This is a genomic window from Haloferax sp. KTX1 (assembly GCF_902410085.1).
GTDB classification, from domain to species: domain Archaea; phylum Halobacteriota; class Halobacteria; order Halobacteriales; family Haloferacaceae; genus Haloferax; species Haloferax massiliensis.
The window spans coordinates 1-14,801 of record NZ_CABPRH010000014.1; the positions used below are offsets into that span (position 1 = coordinate 1).

12 protein-coding genes and 1 pseudogene are annotated in these 14,801 nt (G+C 61.3%); 12 read left to right on the plus strand and 1 reads right to left on the minus strand.

Features of this window, described 5'->3' with window-relative positions; genetic code table 11:
* The 10 genes and pseudogenes from FY251_RS22840 to FY251_RS17675 all read left to right on the plus strand — a co-directional run.
* Positions 1-302: pseudogene (locus FY251_RS22840) on the plus strand (hypothetical protein); the annotation flags it as partial.
* Positions 303-304: 2 nt separating this feature from the next.
* A complete protein-coding gene (locus FY251_RS17635) occupies positions 305-1,426 on the plus strand; it encodes a hypothetical protein (protein ID WP_148416348.1) in 1,122 nt (373 codons plus the stop codon).
* Positions 1,419-3,629 carry a VirB4 family type IV secretion system protein gene (locus FY251_RS17640; protein ID WP_148416349.1) on the plus strand — a complete coding sequence of 737 codons (2,211 nt, stop codon included), beginning with the start codon at positions 1,419-1,421 and terminating at the stop codon, positions 3,627-3,629. The genes FY251_RS17635 and FY251_RS17640 overlap by 8 nt, the downstream gene beginning before the upstream one ends.
* Positions 3,595-7,941, plus strand: a complete 4,347-nt coding sequence (locus tag FY251_RS17645) for a primase-like DNA-binding domain-containing protein (RefSeq protein ID WP_148416350.1) — start codon at positions 3,595-3,597, stop codon at positions 7,939-7,941. Before FY251_RS17640 ends, FY251_RS17645 begins: the two co-directional genes overlap by 35 nt.
* A 363-nt stretch (positions 7,942-8,304) precedes the next feature.
* Positions 8,305-9,543: a hypothetical protein gene (locus tag FY251_RS17650; protein WP_222847838.1), complete on the plus strand. Its 1,239-nt coding sequence runs from the start codon at positions 8,305-8,307 to the stop codon at positions 9,541-9,543.
* Positions 9,544-9,616: 73 nt separating this feature from the next.
* Complete coding sequence (locus tag FY251_RS17655; protein ID WP_148416352.1) at positions 9,617-10,057, plus strand: hypothetical protein; 441 nt, start codon at positions 9,617-9,619, stop codon at positions 10,055-10,057.
* A 218-nt stretch (positions 10,058-10,275) separates the two neighbouring features.
* Positions 10,276-10,566, plus strand: a complete 291-nt coding sequence (locus FY251_RS17660; protein ID WP_148416353.1) for a hypothetical protein — start codon at positions 10,276-10,278, stop codon at positions 10,564-10,566.
* Entirely contained in the window at positions 10,566-10,901 is a 336-nt protein-coding gene (locus tag FY251_RS17665) for a hypothetical protein (RefSeq protein ID WP_148416354.1), read from the plus strand. Before FY251_RS17660 ends, FY251_RS17665 begins: the two co-directional genes overlap by 1 nt.
* A 49-nt stretch (positions 10,902-10,950) precedes the next feature.
* Positions 10,951-11,550, plus strand: coding sequence for a helix-turn-helix domain-containing protein (locus FY251_RS17670; RefSeq protein ID WP_148416355.1), 600 nt, complete (start codon positions 10,951-10,953; stop codon positions 11,548-11,550).
* A complete protein-coding gene (locus FY251_RS17675; RefSeq protein ID WP_148416356.1) occupies positions 11,547-12,056 on the plus strand; it encodes a hypothetical protein in 510 nt (169 codons plus the stop codon). Before FY251_RS17670 ends, FY251_RS17675 begins: the two co-directional genes overlap by 4 nt.
* Before the next feature lie 2 nt (positions 12,057-12,058).
* Here the strand turns inward: FY251_RS17675 and FY251_RS17680 are convergent, their stop codons facing one another.
* The gene (locus tag FY251_RS17680; protein ID WP_058365419.1) at positions 12,059-12,319 is read right to left on the minus strand and encodes a helix-turn-helix domain-containing protein; all 261 of its coding nucleotides are present in this window, start codon (positions 12,317-12,319) and stop codon (positions 12,059-12,061) included.
* Between the two features lie 121 nt (positions 12,320-12,440).
* Here FY251_RS17680 and FY251_RS17685 point away from each other — a divergent pair, with 121 nt between their 5' ends.
* Positions 12,441-12,701 (plus strand): HalOD1 output domain-containing protein, encoded by a 261-nt coding sequence (locus FY251_RS17685; RefSeq protein ID WP_148416357.1) that lies wholly within the window; start codon positions 12,441-12,443, stop codon positions 12,699-12,701.
* Between the two features lie 116 nt (positions 12,702-12,817).
* Positions 12,818-14,755 carry a PAS domain-containing sensor histidine kinase gene (locus FY251_RS17690; RefSeq protein WP_148416358.1) on the plus strand — a complete coding sequence of 646 codons (1,938 nt, stop codon included), beginning with the start codon at positions 12,818-12,820 and terminating at the stop codon, positions 14,753-14,755.
* The last annotated feature ends 46 nt before the right edge of the window (positions 14,756-14,801 follow it).

The window sequence follows — 14,801 nt, forward strand, 5'->3', positions numbered from 1 at the left end:
AATACGCGACTCCGCTGACTGCCAAGGTCGTCGGTGGTGCTACGAAAGGGGCAGCACTCGTCGGCGGTGTCGCTGCTGGAGCCTACGTCGGTGGTGCTGGCGTCGCGACGACTGCCGCCCGGTGGGGGCCGAAAGCGGCCGCAGGGCAAGCTGTCGCCCAGAAAGCAGCCGCCCGAGGAGACAATGGAGATCAGGGCAGCGGTAAGCCGTCGTACCGCAGAACCGAGAATGACCCGGGCGGGCCTACAGCGAACACATCGAATGACAAACGCGGTATGGAGTTTGATCGAGGGATCCAGTAATTATGTCAAGCGATAAAGACGCAGCTGCACGGCGAATTATGAATCAGTTCGGAGAGGAAGGTCGTATCCCGTACCTCAACATCGAGGAGGGTGATGTCGGCGTTCTCATTGCCTTCCCCATTATCGGGTTGTTCGTGGCCGGCCTCACCGGTATCGAGTCACTTGCTCTCCCGTTCGTAGCTGGCGGCTTGGGGTTCGGCGTGGCCGTCATCTACGTCTCACCGAATCACTTGAACGCCTGGACGTGGACGAAAGACGTCTATCGGTACGTCAAGCGACCACAGATTACGTTCAGCGCCCCGGACAACGCGGAGAGTGGCACGAATGAGACGACACGGAATGAGGGCGGGTTCGCCAACTATACGCCATTCAAACCCGACGAACGAACCCAGGACCTCACGAACGTCAAGCGGGCGTGGCCCGGCGTTGGTACCATCCAGCGGGCGGACGGGACGATGGAGGCGTTCGTCGAGATCCAGCCGGGGAACATGGATTTCGCCATGTCCGACGACTGGGCACAGCTCCAGGAGGCTGGAGAGGAATTCGCTAATAAGGAACTCGACTCTAAGCTCAAAGTCCACGCTACAACTCGCTCGTTCCCGGTCGAACAAATCATCGAGAATATCGAAAACCGTCTCTCCGACGAAGACGTCAACCAGAACCCGATATTCCATGAGTTGCTCGAGGAATACCGGGAGACGCGCCCGAAGGAAATGCGCGACCGGGGAATTCAGCAGGTCCGGTACTACATCGGTGTCGAGGTCAGCCCCCTGGAGGTTTACGATCGCTACCGAGACGAGGGAACACCTGCTGAGAAGCTCACTAAGTTCCCCGTTATCGGGTTCCTGTTCAACCCGTTCGTAACACGACGAGAGGACCTCACCGACGTCGAGCGACGTACCCAGATGTTTGAGAAGCTCGACAGTCGCGTCAACGACCTGCGGGCCGAGTTCATCCAGCAATCCTCTGGCTGGTCCGCTCGTCGCCTTAGTACGGTTGAGCTGTTCGTGCTGAACATGGACTTCTGGAACGGCCGGGAACACGACTACGACGACGCAGAGCGCGTCGTTCGCGAGCAATCGGTCGTCGGCCATTCGCGCCGGGAGGACGAGTCCGATGCTTAACGTCCTTCTCCAGGCCGGTGGGGGGGCAACCGACCAGGCCGCCGAGTGGTTACTGAATCCAACGTCGACCGAAGGCGCAGCACTCTACGTCCTTCTAGCCGTCATTCTTGGCGTCGCTGGCAAGCTTCTGTGGGGTCGATATCACAGCACCAACGACGAGGAGGAAGTCGATTTCTCGGATGTCCTCGACGAGGAGACGCTGGAGGAAGGCAACGCAGAAGGGCAGATCCTGGACGACATCTCAGAATCGCACAAGACGGTAACTGCGCCGGCAGCCATTGAGTGGGAGACGCGAGCAGCCCACGTCGGCGAGCAGTGGACGACGACGCTGTACATCGCCGACTACGCCGACTATCCCAGCGATGGCTATCTGAGCGACCTCTTCGAGATGACCGACGTCGAGTTCGATCTCACGGCTCACATCACGCCGAAGAATCAGCAGCGAGCCCGGAACGAATTGCAGGACATCGCGGACGACCTGCAGGTCGACGCCGATATCGAACAGAGCGTCCGTAGCGCCTATCTCCAGGAGCGAGCGAACGAGGCCGCAGCGACGTACAAGGCCGTCGAGAATGGCGCGAACGTCTTCGACCAGGGGATGTTCATCACCGTCCGGGCCGACGAGAAGGAGGAACTCCGGGACGCCGTCCAGAAGGTCAAGAGTGCGCTCCGTGACGACCCCGCGAACCTCACACCGAAAACGGCGATCTGTCGGCAGGATCTCGCGCTACAGTCCGCAGCCCCGATCGGCGACAACGAGTTCGGCCGGACATCGATCGCGCTCGGTGGCGCCGTCGGCGCGTTACTGTCCTCGCCGCACAATGCGACGATCCTCGAGGAGGGCGGCGTCGAGTTCGGCATTCACAAAGACAACCAGAGCCCCGTCGTCATCGACCCATTCTCCCGAGACAACGGCTACGCGATGTTCACCGTCGGCGACACGGGCTCCGGAAAGTCGTTCAGCTCCAAACAAAACTTCATCCGCTCTATCGAGCAGAGCAAGGACCGTATCGGCATCATCCTCGAACCGTTGAACAACTGGGCCGGCGTCTCAGAGGCGCTCGCCGCCAAGCGAATCACGGTCGGCGGGACACTCGGCCTGAACCCTCTGGAAATTCGCGAGACGCCCGAGCACGTCCAGCGGGCGATGGGCGAGGACGCGAGCCCGTTCAACGAGAAGCTCGACGACGCGATGAGCTTCCTCACCAATTTCTTCGCGCTCCGCGGCATCTCGCTGGGCGACCGCCGGACGACGCTCGAACTCGGGCTCAAACGCGCCTACAAACGCAAGGGGATTACCGACGACATCTCTACGCACGACAACCCGAGTCCGACCATTCGGGATATGATGGACGTCTTCGAGGACATGGTCGACGAGCCCGAGGAGTTCGTCGTGCGGTCCGACGAGGAGGCAGGGAAAATCAAGGACGACGCAACGTGGTTGCTCGATCAGCTTCGCCCCTTCGAGGACGACGGCCGCCACGCTAACCTCGGTCAAGCGTCGGACTTTGACATCCGGGACGAGAAGGTCATCTACCTCGATCTGGCCCAGCAGGAGGGGAGCGTCGACAGCAGCACGGCGCTGACGATGCAGCTGCTCATCTCGCTCGTGTACGAACGGGCGAAGGTCTCGGACAAGGAGGTCGTGTTCTACATCGACGAGGCGCGCTACATCATGCAGGACGCTGCGAGCCTGGCGTTCCTCGAGACGGTGTTCCGGCACCACCGCCACCACGATCTCTCGATTCGGCTGGTCACGCAGACCGTCGATGAGTTCTTCGAGCACGCCGAAAGCGAGGCGATCCTGGACCAGTGTGCGGTCAAGCAGTTCCATCGCCTTGACGGGATGGACGCGGAGTGGGCCGATGAATTCGGGCTGAACTACGCGCAGATGCGGTTCGTCCAGGACGCTGTCCCCGGCAACGAGGACGCCGGCTTCTCCGAGGCTCTGGTGGGCGTCGACGGCGAGTGGCGCGGGATCAAGGTCAAAGCGATGCCCAAGGAGAAGCAGGTCATCGACTTCGAGCCAACCGAGCAACGGCGATCCTCGCTCCCCGGTACTGGCGAGAACCCGATGGACGCGGACGTGCAGGCGTTCCAGGACGATATTGAAAGCCGAGCGACCGACAACGGACACCACCCACCTGAGCGGACGCCAACAGAGACTGATGGCGGTGAAACGGGAGGTGGTGACGATGCGTGAGTATCTCCGCGTGACGCCAACCTCCGAACGCCTCAATCCGGAGCGGCTGCCGCAGGCATTGGAAAGCCTCCACAAACTGACCTCAACGGACTCGACGGGGCTAGCTGACAAACTCAATCCGCTACATAGCGAAACACCGCTCCGATTCGAATTCCTCGCGCTCAGCGAGGGGGCAGACGACCCCGTCGAATTCTACTACGGTGCCGACGACCATCTGGATACCCTGGAGAAACGGCTCCGGTCGATCTATCCCGAGACGTTCGACATCGAGCGTACCGAGATCGACGTCGCATCGCGACTCGTGCAGCCTGTCGAATTCGACCGAGAGACATTCGTCGAGCACTATGAGTCGGGCGAGCTAACGTACGAGTTCGGTCCTGACGAGCAATACGAACGTGGCACTGACGACAACGGTCAAGCGAGGCCAGCAGACGCCGAATCAGTCGCGGATGGAGGAACGGTCGGCGACCAGTCTGCTGACCACATCATCGAGTTCGGAGACACTGCCCTCGAACTCGCTTCACCAGATGCGATCCCCGAGGATGAGCCACTCACCACGCTTGCCAAACCAACGGTCACAGCAGAGGGGACGATACTCGCCCGGCCAGCGACCGAGACCGTCTCCCCACTCGGCGTACGGTGGCAGGGGTCGGCTACTCGGAAGCAGGACTGGATGACCTCACTCTCGCCATTCACCGACGACGACGAAGCTGAACTCTCAGCCGTCGATCAGCCAGGGGGTGCGCTCGCGTCGCTCGTCGACCATCTGATGGAGGCGACAGCACCAGTGGCGTTCCAGGTCGCCTTCCAGCGACGCGAGAGCTGGCAGTCCGATGCCGATCTTCGCAAGGAGGACGTCATCGACGGGCGGGACACACTCGCCCAGGAGATTATTGGCTCCCTCTTCGAACTCGACAGCCAGTCGGAGAACCGGGACAGAAACCAGCTTAGCGACGCAGTTGCAAAACGCATCGAGGCAATCGAGGCGAAAAATCCGAAGCGGTCGTTCACCGCGAACATCCGAGCAATCGGGATTCCATCCAGGGACGACGTTCGCGGTGAACTCGATGAGCGAATGCAATCACTTGTCCCGGTATTCGACCCGCTTGACGGACCGTACTACGAGGTTACGGCCGAACGGATACGCGACAGCGGCTTTCGGGCAGCCACGAAAGAACGAAACGCCCGAGCGGCGCTTCAGCGGCTCTGGGATCGTGAGATCACGACCGGCCGTGGGACGACCCGACCGGAGTTCGTCCTGAGTGGCCGAGAACTCGCGAACTTCGTACTCGTCCCTTCCTCGGAACAGCTTACTGTCGAGGGGACACGTGGGACGCGTGCGGAACAGCAGAGTCGGAATCCGTTGCCCCGTCCTCACCAGGACCTCATGGGTGAGTTCCGAGACGGGATGGCAATCGGGTATGCCCTCGACGACACCGGCGAGGCCGAAGATGTGCCGACACACATTCCACCCGGACTGCTGCCCACTCATTACGGCCGGTTCGGAACAACCGGCTCTGGGAAGTCGAAAGCCCTCATCAACGACCTGCTGTCGCTGTACGACAACACCGAGGGGCCGACGATCCTCATCATCCCGAAGAACGACGATATGGCCCAGAATTATATGCGGGCTCACGCGCGTCGGTTCGGAATGACCGACCTCGAAGAGAACGTCGTCCACTTCCCGATCCCGGACGTGCTCCCCGGGTTCTCGTTTTTCGATCTCGAACCGTCGATGGAGAGCGGACGGCGCCGCGAAGACGCCGTCCAACGGAAGGCCGACCACTACGAAGAGATTTTGAAGCTCGTGATGGGAACCGACCGCTACGAGCGGGCGACTGTGGCCCCGACTCTCATCAAGACGCTCATCAAGGCACTGTTCGACGAGGAATACGGCCGTGAGAACGGGCTCTACCGAGCGTCGACGGACTACTTCGCCCACCGACAGCTCGAACACGTCGTCGACCAGCTTTGGGAGGCCGGGCCACCGAACGAGAACATCGGCGACGCCCCGCGGTCGAGCGACGAGGAGATCACCCGGACGATTCGACGGCAGCTCCAGTTAGATCCGAACACCTTCGCGAACGTGATGGGCGGTGTCGGAAACCGCCTTGCGTACATCTCGCAGGATACGCACCTGCGGCAGATCTTCAACAATACCGAGAACCAGTTCGACTTTCGGGATGTCCTCGACGAGGATACGGTCATCCTCTTCGACCTCGGCGACCTGCGCGACGACGCCGCCCGGATCATGACCGGTGTGATCCTGACGAATCTCGATGCAGCCCTCAAGGACCGCAAACAGGCCCTCTCCCAGCACCCGGACGACTACGTCGTGAACTTGGTCGTCGACGAAGCAGCATCAGTCGTGGTCTCCGACATCATGAACGATCTCCTCGAGAAAGGGCGGGGCTTTCGCCTCTCTGTCGGCCTGTCGATGCAGTTCCCCGAACAGATGGAGGCTGAAGGTGGGCGGAAGATCTACCTGAATGCTCTGAACAACATCGGCAGTTCGCTCATCGGGAAAATCAACGTCGACCGGGAACTGGCGCGAGCGATGGCCCACGAAGAGATGGACCCCGCGGATTTCGCCAATCGGATTCGTTCGTTGCCACGAGGGGAGTGGATCGCCAGCCTGCCAAGCCCGACGTTCGGTGAAACGGGGCCGTATCCGTTCAGTCTCGAACCACTCCCGATTCCACCGGGCCACCCCGAGAGCGAATCCCCGCTCACTGAGCGTGAAGAGGAGCAGTTCACCGAGACACTCTCCTCGATGCACGAGCACATCAGTGACGAACACGGCGTGCCGGCCGCAACAGACGCCTCAACAACGAGAACACCGACCAACGAACACGAGGTGCTCCATATCGGGAGCGACGACCTGGACGTCGCGATTGCGAACGTGATTCGGAGTCTGCAGCTTCGAGAGGGCTGCCGCGAGGAGAACGGCTGGGTGGCCGTTGAAGCAGTTGATGACGAACTCAGACGACTCTTTGACGACGTCGACGCCGAGCCGCCATCGTATGATGCACTCGCGGACATTCGAGAACGATCACGATACCTCGATACGACCGTCGATATCGACGCCGACGAGCTCCGCATCCGGCTCACTGAAGCCGGAGAGGATGTCTCGACACCCGATACCGGTGGCGTGCAGGCCGCTGGTGGGAGTGCTCACGACGCAGCACTCCTCCAGATCGAAGAAGAGCTCACCGCACTCGGTTTCACCGTCTCGATTCTCGCACAGGATGGCAGCGAGAAACCTGACGCGAGGGCGAGCCACCCCGACGTTGCCGACCGATTCGCCATCGAAGTCGAAACGACGACACCCGAGAATCCCGCAAAGGTACTCACGAACCTCCGGAAAGCCCAAGCAGCAGGGGATATCCCGCTGTTTGTCGTTCGACCAGGAAACGACGAAACTGAGTGGGCCAAGCGCGTTGACGGCATTCTCACACCACCCGTTCGCACCCTCCAGAATGACGAGACGCGGTTCTACACGACTGACTCGAATCTCACGTTCAACGGCGGAGCGACCGAAGAAGGTGGGGTGACGGCCGTGCGACCGGCGAGCGACGACGAGAACGGGACCCAGAACATCTGGTGGCGTGATGGCGACGAGATCGTCCTTCGTGATGCCAACGGGACGGAACACATCCGCCTCCCATCGCTTGGAAGACTCTCGAAGGACCGTGTTCCAGCCATCTACAGCTACGATCACGCGGCCGAGGAGTATGCCGTATACGAGCACGGTGAGCAACACATCTACCAGACGAAATCGGCGTTCGAGGACGACTGGGTGCGTGTCAAGAAGCCATTCGTCCCCGAAGCCGAACTCCCCGTACCAGACTACACACGTTCGACGTACGGCATCGTTATCCTTCACGATGGAGCGGAATCGGTCGTGTATGAAGACGGTGAGAAGCAGCCACTCTCGGCAATCACCGATGGGTCGCTCCGTCCGGCATCGCCCGAATCAGCGGCCGCTGACGAACCAGCTGACCAGACCCACCAGCCAGATAGCACGATTGAGAAAGAGCAGAAAGACCCATCGCCACCGTCGTTCGAATCGTTCGTCGACGAATTTCTTGTCGAAGACGCAGATGGAGCCGTGCCGAAAGATGACGTATTCGGTTTCTATAACGACTGGGCCGAGGCACATGGCATCGACGATCCGTTGAATAAGAGCTGGTTCACACGGAAGCTCAATACCCACATCGAGGTAGACTCCACGAAGAAGCGAATCGACGGGGAACCCGTACGGCATTACACTGGAGTCCGCATTCGCTCCGAGGAGGGTTCTCAGCCATGAAATGGAGGTACACAGTCCAATTCCCGATTTTATCGCAAGTTCTCGGCAGCTGTTCCACCCACGCAGAACCATGACCTCATCCGATCAAACTCGCAGGTCGGCAATCACCCGACGACGGCATGTTCCACCCAAATTCCCAATGGGTGGAACACCAACGAACCGACCGAAATGGGTGGAACACACTCACGTCCAGCGATTTTCAACCATCTATAGCGAGTGTTCCACCCAACAACCAACTAGGATAGAACGGGGGGTCCCCGTTGGGACCAAGGGATTGGATCGCGACGTACAGCAGAGAGCGTTCTGTGCTGGCTCAGAGCCAGTGAGAGCCATGCGAGGTGCTACGTGAGGATGAGTGAACCTATGATCGACGAGCCGGAGGTGATTCCGGAGACGTTACGCGAACGCGACCAGTGGGTGTGCTGGCGAGAAGAGGAGCGGGACGGCAAACCGACGAAGATTCCGGTGACACCAGGGGCTGGGGGGTTCGCGTCATCAACAGAGTCGGAGACCTGGGCGAGTTTCGAGGCAGCACTCGAATACACCGAGACAGAGCACGCTGATGGCGTCGGATTCGTGTTTACCGACGACGATCCCATCGTCGGCGTCGACCTGGACGACTGTCGCGATCTCGAAACAGACGACGTCGACGACGCGGCGTTGGACATCATCGAACGCCTCGACTCCTATACGGAGGTGTCACCGTCAGGTACCGGCTATCACGTCCTGATCACTGGAGAGCTTCCCGACGGGCGGAACCGTCGTGGGAGCGTCGAACTGTACGACACGGCACGCTTTTTCACCGTCACTGGCGACCACGTCGAGCAGACACCAACGCGCGTTGCACGCCGTCAGGACGCGCTCAGAGCGATTCACCGTGAGTACGTGGACACCGAGCGTGACACAGCATCCGAGTCCGAACAGCGTGGTGGCGCTGACAACGAGTCACCGACAACCGGTGCAGCCGGCGTCGATGTCGACCTCGAGGATGAGGAACTCCTCGAGAAAGCCCGGAACGCGTCGAACGGCGAGAAGTTCGAGCGGCTTTGGAACGGGAATACGGTCGGCTACGACAGTCAGTCCGAGGCCGACATGGCGCTGTGCTGTTTGCTGGCGTTCTGGACCGGCGGCGACCGGACGCAGATGGATCACCTGTTCCGGCAGTCGGGATTGCTTCGGGAGAAGTGGGACGAGGTCCACTACGCTGATGGGTCGACGTATGGGGAGAAGACTATCGAGCGTGCGATTGCGACCACGTCGGAGTTCTACGACCCGAACGTCGGCGACGATACCGCGGACGAGACCCCCGGCGGATCGTCTCCAGACGTCGGCGCTGCTGACTCGGAGCGGAGTAGCGCATATCTAGCCGAGAAGAACCGGCTACTGAGCGACCGCGTCGACGAACTCGAGGCGACACTCGCGGAGAAAACCGAGCGCATCGACGCTCTCGAAGCGGAGGTCGAGCGACTCACTGACGAACTTGCCACCCGTAGCCAGAAGGAGGATTCTCAGAGCGAGCACGTCTCTACTGCGAGTGAGAACAGAGGTGAGTCAGAGTCATCCTCTCTGTTGAGTCGGTTATTCGGCGGTCGGTCCGAGTAGCGTCGCAACCGCAACGGTACGTCTGTCGCCCCCGCCAGGGGGTGGCGGGGTGCATCACATCCCCCGATAGACGATGGCTTCGGAACACACGACCCAGACACAGACGGTACAGCAAGCAGCAATCACCTCCGACAGCGAGGCCCCGTGGGCGGACCTCGTGGTGACGATACCGAATGACCGGGATCACGCGTCGGTCGTCGCCCTCGTGGAGTGTGCTCTCGTCGAGCTCACGCACGAGGCCGTGGGCGCCGTCTTCGTCTCCCGCCAGGTCGGGCGGTCAACGCGGACGCAGTACGTCGCCGGCGACGACGTCGGCGAGCAGTTTCAGAAGCGGCACTTCGACGACCGGCTGGGCTGGCACGAGACCACCGTCCCTCGCCGAACCGTTCGCGACGAGCTCATCACCCAGCTCATGCGGTCGCCCTCGACGCCGACGGAGCGGTCAGGTGAAGGAGCAGCCAGCGAGCCAGACACCTTCGTCGTGAAGCCAGTTCGAGAGCTCCGAACGCCGTAGCAGCTAGACTTAACCAACATTCTCGGTCGATACCGACACGGTGTTGGTTAACGCTGGGGGTGGATCCACTCCCTTGCCCCCACCCTCCGCCCGACTCCTCGAGTTAGTGTATCCTGGCGGCCGGGCGATCCGAGGAGGTACCGAATCTGTACGCTATGAGTTGTTTGTCGGCGCCGGAAGGCGTGCAGCGCGCAACAGCGTGCGCTGCGTGACTCACCATGCCTGGTCCCGATCCTCACGACGACACGAGTAGCGACCACGAACAGTTCGAGAAGGAACAGCTCGCACAGGACCGCGACGCCACCGGTGTCGACACGGCGGACGTCGACGACAGGACGGCCCAGAACCTGATCAACGATCTCGTCGACGCGGACGTCGTCACTCCGGTTCCCGAGGACCAAGTTCTGGTTCACGAGCCGAGCGGTACCGCGTTCGACTCATCGACGCAGCTGGCCGTCTTCCACCGTGGCTGGACGGCCGCACGCGACGCCGACGGGGAGGGCGAGTGATGCAGCAGACCCTCGTCGGCTGTGCGTTCTGCGACGCCCCGCCCGGCACCGAGACTGGCGAGGCCCATACCTGGGGGCAAGACGAACGGGTCACCAACCCAATCTGTGTCGACTGCGCGATTCAGGCGGAGCCGGATCCCGACGAGCGCGATCACGTCGCCTGTGACGGCTGTGGGCTGGTCGTCGACACGCTCGCAGCGCTCACGCGATTCCGTGTCGAGCTCGGGCATCTGGAAGGCCCGTTGCAGCTGTGCGCCCGCTGTAGTCCGGGCGGGCTCGCGACGTACTGGACGCGCGACCTCGAGGAACATCTCGTCGCGACGCCGGCGGAGTGACCCAAACACTCTTTACTGATTCGCTGTAAACTGTAATCAAGAACGACCCGTGTCACGCACCTCACACCGCGCCGACGGCGACATCGTCCAAGACTTCCTGTCGGTCGCTGACCTCCTCGAGGAGCCACAGCTCGCCCAGCTGTACGCGTACCTCGCTCGGGAGGGGGAGGCGACCGTCCAGGACGTGATGGAGGACCTCGAGCTCGCACAGGGAACGGCCTACAGCTACGTCAACCGGCTCGTCGACGCCGGCATCGTCGACGTCACCGACGACGAGCAGCCGCGCCGGTACGCCGCCCGGGAGATCGACCTGACCGTGACGACCGCCGCAGGCGACCGTGAGTACACGATTACGCCGGCGCTGATCGACGCCGTCGGACGCCGCGAGACGGACGCCGACATCGACACCTACATCGACCGCCACGGCGTCGCCGGCCTCGCGACCGCGCTCACCTACGCCGTCGCCCGCGAGCGCGGCGAGGTGACCCACCACCTGATGGCCGAGGATCTGGACATCTCGCCGCTAGCTGCGGAGATGATCCTCCAGGCGCTCCGGCCCGTCGTCCACGAACACTACGACATCGAGGAGGCAGGGGCAGGACTCGACGAGTTGGATATCGACGACGGCGACGCGGCTGACGACGCGTGAGCCGGCTCCACATCGCCGACACCGGCCTGTTCGTCGCGATGGGGCAGCCGTCGAACCGTCGGTACCAGGCCGTTCGGCGGTTCGCTCGCCGGAACGACGTTACATTCGTCCTGCCCGAACGGGTGTACGAGGAACTGACCGTCGACGACCCCAACGTCGAGGCGCCACCCGTCGACACCGCGATCGACGAGGGCTGGGCGACGGTTGCGTCACCGCTCGAGTTCTCCGAGCCTGTCGTCTCCCGGTCGATGGACGGCGTCCAGCGGTACATCGCGAACGCCGACGACCGGCCCGCAGACGAAGTTGAACGGGCGGACGCTGCCCTCGCCGCCCTCGCTGCCCAGCATCTCAGCGCGGGGACGGCGACCGAGGTGTACATCTACACGACCGATATCGCGGCCGGCGAAGGGGCCGAAACCGTCCTCGCGAGCGAGGGGTACGGTGACTCGGTGACGTTCGTGAACGGCTTCCGGTTCATCGAGGACCTGGTCACCGGTGACAGCTGACGCTATTCGGGGTCGAGGTCACGAGCGTCGAGGTCGCCGGCGAGATACTGCTCTCCCGTTCTCGTGATATCGTAGACGCCGTTGCCGAGGTGGACGAGGAGACCGTATTTGACGAGCGTCTTGCACCGGGCATTGATGTGTTGACGGGAGAAGCGCACGCGATCGCTGTCCGCCATCTCCTTCGGGGTGTCGGGGCCGGCTTCAGAGAGATGCTCCAGAATGCGGTCATCGGCGCGCGACATCCAGTCGGCGTCAAAGCGCATAATCGCTTGTGGTTGCGCCGACGCTATCCCGAACGCGCTAAGTCAAGTAGCGAAGCGTTGAGCTTCTGTGGTTGACTCCTAACGTTTTAAAGGCCTGCCACTCTTAGCCCCGAGCGTTCAGATGCATAATTCAGCACCGGCTTCCCCCCAGCCACCGAGCGACCTGCTCGTCGACATCATCGAGACGTTGGAGACGTGTGGCCTCGATCACGATGACTACCAGTTACAGGACTGGGTGGACATCGAGGCACTTGAACAACTTCTCGCCTCGTCGAATGGGGACATCTCGGTTCGATTCACCGTTCGAGGCGTACAGCTCGTCACGACGCCTAACGAGGTTCAAGTCCTGGTGGAGAGTTCTCCAGAGGCGGATGGGTCATAGGATAGTCAGCACCGTAAGACGGTGACCGTCTCGCCCCTCACCACCCAATAGTGAGAAATGACACCTAGTATCCAAATCAAGCGCATTAAGTATCTCTTCCCGAATATTAGTTGCAGATGAGGAATTTGTATCGAACGATAACGGAGTGGTCGGTTGCCCTCTCCGGGTTGCTGCTTTTCTCCTGTACGCTTGGCTGGGTGCTTTTTGACGGAGATGATGCCCTCGTCGACCTCATCGAAGTGAGTCTGCCAGCTCTCGTCGGGATCAGTTTCCTCATCGGCGGGGTCTGGCTCGCTCGGACTCATCAGGCACTACGTGTCAGTAGACTATCACTTTGGACAGCTGGTGGGGCGATAACGGGTGTCGCCGTCAACGTCTGGAACAGATTTGTCATTTCGCTTGAACATATGCCAGCTGGCGAACCGATCCCACTCACGCTCAACGACGCAGGTATCTTCATGGCGGCAAGCGTCCTGCTGGGGTATTACGCGACTGGGTTGCAGCAGCGCGAACAGGAACTGGCCGAGTCCGAATCGCGGTTCCGTGCGTTGACGGAGAACTCGTCGTTTGCCGTGGTAACAATCGATGAGACGAGTACGATCCAGTACGCGAACGACGCCGTGAAGGACCTGTTCGGGTATTCGAGTGCAGCCCTGGTCGGTGACACACTAACGAAACTGATGCCGGAGCAGCTCCAGGGCGCGCATCGGGACGGGGTGACGCAGTATCTCTCAGCAGGAGATCGAACCATCGACTGGGACGGCATCGAGATACGCGGACAGAGGGCTGATGGCGAAGAGTTCCCAATCGAGATCAGCTTCGGGGAGTATGTCGTTGACGACGACCATCTCTTTACGGGCGTCATTCAGGACATCTCGGGTCGAAAGGAGGCAGAGCGGCAGCTCCGGACTCACACGGCGAAGGTCACACAGCTTCACGACCTTGCGACCGATATTACCGGGGCCGACTCGGCGGAAACGATCTACCAGCATACTGCTGACGGTGCTGTCGACCTATTCGATGCCGATATCGCCCGTCTTTCCGTGGTAGAAGGGAATCAGCTGGTTCCGGCCGCCAGTTCGGGATCTGGGACGGTCGACGATCGTGACCCGGTGCCCACCTCCTTCGGTTACGCGGGAGAGACTTACCAGTCAGGGACGGTGCTCCGGGTTGACGGTCTCGAATTTACCCGGTCGGCGGCCACGTCGCCGATTCAGGACGGCGGTGCACAGCCCGATCCACAAACGAGCGCCGATCCACGTGCACTATTGAGTATCCCGCTGGGGGAATACGGTGTGCTACAGGTGTTTTCATCGGACTCGGACGGCTTCGCCGAGCGCGACGAGGACGTCGCGGAGATGCTGGCGACCCACGTGGTGACGGCCCTGGAACGATTGTCCGCGGGGGCGACGATCCGACGGGAACGCGACCGACTCGAGGAGTTCGCCAGCATCCTGTCCCACGACCTGCGGAACCCTTTGAACGTCGCTCAGGGGCGCCTAGATTTCATCGAGGTCCCAGACGATGATGGACATCTCAACGCCGTCGAGCGAGCGTTGGATCGGATGGAACGACTCATCGATGATATGTTGACACTCGCCCGGCAGGGGGATGCCGTCGGCGAGACGGCGACAATTGCCCTCGACGCCCTCGCTACACAGGCTTGGGAGAACGTCGCGACCGACGCCGCAACACTCGAGATAGAAGCGGACCTCCACTTCGACGGAGATCGCAGTCGTCTCGTCCAAATGTTCGAGAACCTCTATCGAAACGCAATTGAGCACGGTGTCGACGCCGTCACGATCCACGTCGGCGTGCTCGATGCTGGCGATGGGTTCTATATCGAAGATACAGGGCCGGGTATTCCTGAAACCGAACGTAAGGACGTGTTCGAAAGTGGCTACACGACAAACCAGAACGGGACAGGCTTCGGGCTCGCAATCGTCAGTCGGATCGTCGAGGCCCACGGCTGGGACATCAAGGTCACCGACGGCACGGATGGTGGTGCCCGCTTCGAGATTTCTGGTGTGCAGTCCGCATCGACGCCGCTCTAAGCACGAAATCCGAGAGGTGTATATATACGGTCAGAAGCTGGTCTCT

Bases quoted from the DNA above. Each gene is read 5' to 3' on its own strand.
- FY251_RS17635 (WP_148416348.1), top strand. From the start codon at position 305: ATGTCAAGCGATAAAGACGCAGCTGCACGGCGAATTATGAATCAGTTC.
- FY251_RS17640 (WP_148416349.1), top strand. From the start codon at position 1,419: ATGCTTAACGTCCTTCTCCAGGCCGGTGGGGGGGCAACCGACCAGGCC.
- FY251_RS17645 (WP_148416350.1), top strand. From the start codon at position 3,595: ATGGCGGTGAAACGGGAGGTGGTGACGATGCGTGAGTATCTCCGCGTG.
- FY251_RS17650 (WP_222847838.1), top strand. From the start codon at position 8,305: ATGATCGACGAGCCGGAGGTGATTCCGGAGACGTTACGCGAACGCGAC.
- FY251_RS17655 (WP_148416352.1), top strand. From the start codon at position 9,617: ATGGCTTCGGAACACACGACCCAGACACAGACGGTACAGCAAGCAGCA.
- FY251_RS17660 (WP_148416353.1), top strand. From the start codon at position 10,276: ATGCCTGGTCCCGATCCTCACGACGACACGAGTAGCGACCACGAACAG.
- FY251_RS17665 (WP_148416354.1), top strand. From the start codon at position 10,566: ATGCAGCAGACCCTCGTCGGCTGTGCGTTCTGCGACGCCCCGCCCGGC.
- FY251_RS17680 (WP_058365419.1), bottom strand. From the start codon at position 12,319: ATGCGCTTTGACGCCGACTGGATGTCGCGCGCCGATGACCGCATTCTG.
- FY251_RS17685 (WP_148416357.1), top strand. From the start codon at position 12,441: ATGCATAATTCAGCACCGGCTTCCCCCCAGCCACCGAGCGACCTGCTC.
- FY251_RS17690 (WP_148416358.1), top strand. From the start codon at position 12,818: ATGAGGAATTTGTATCGAACGATAACGGAGTGGTCGGTTGCCCTCTCC.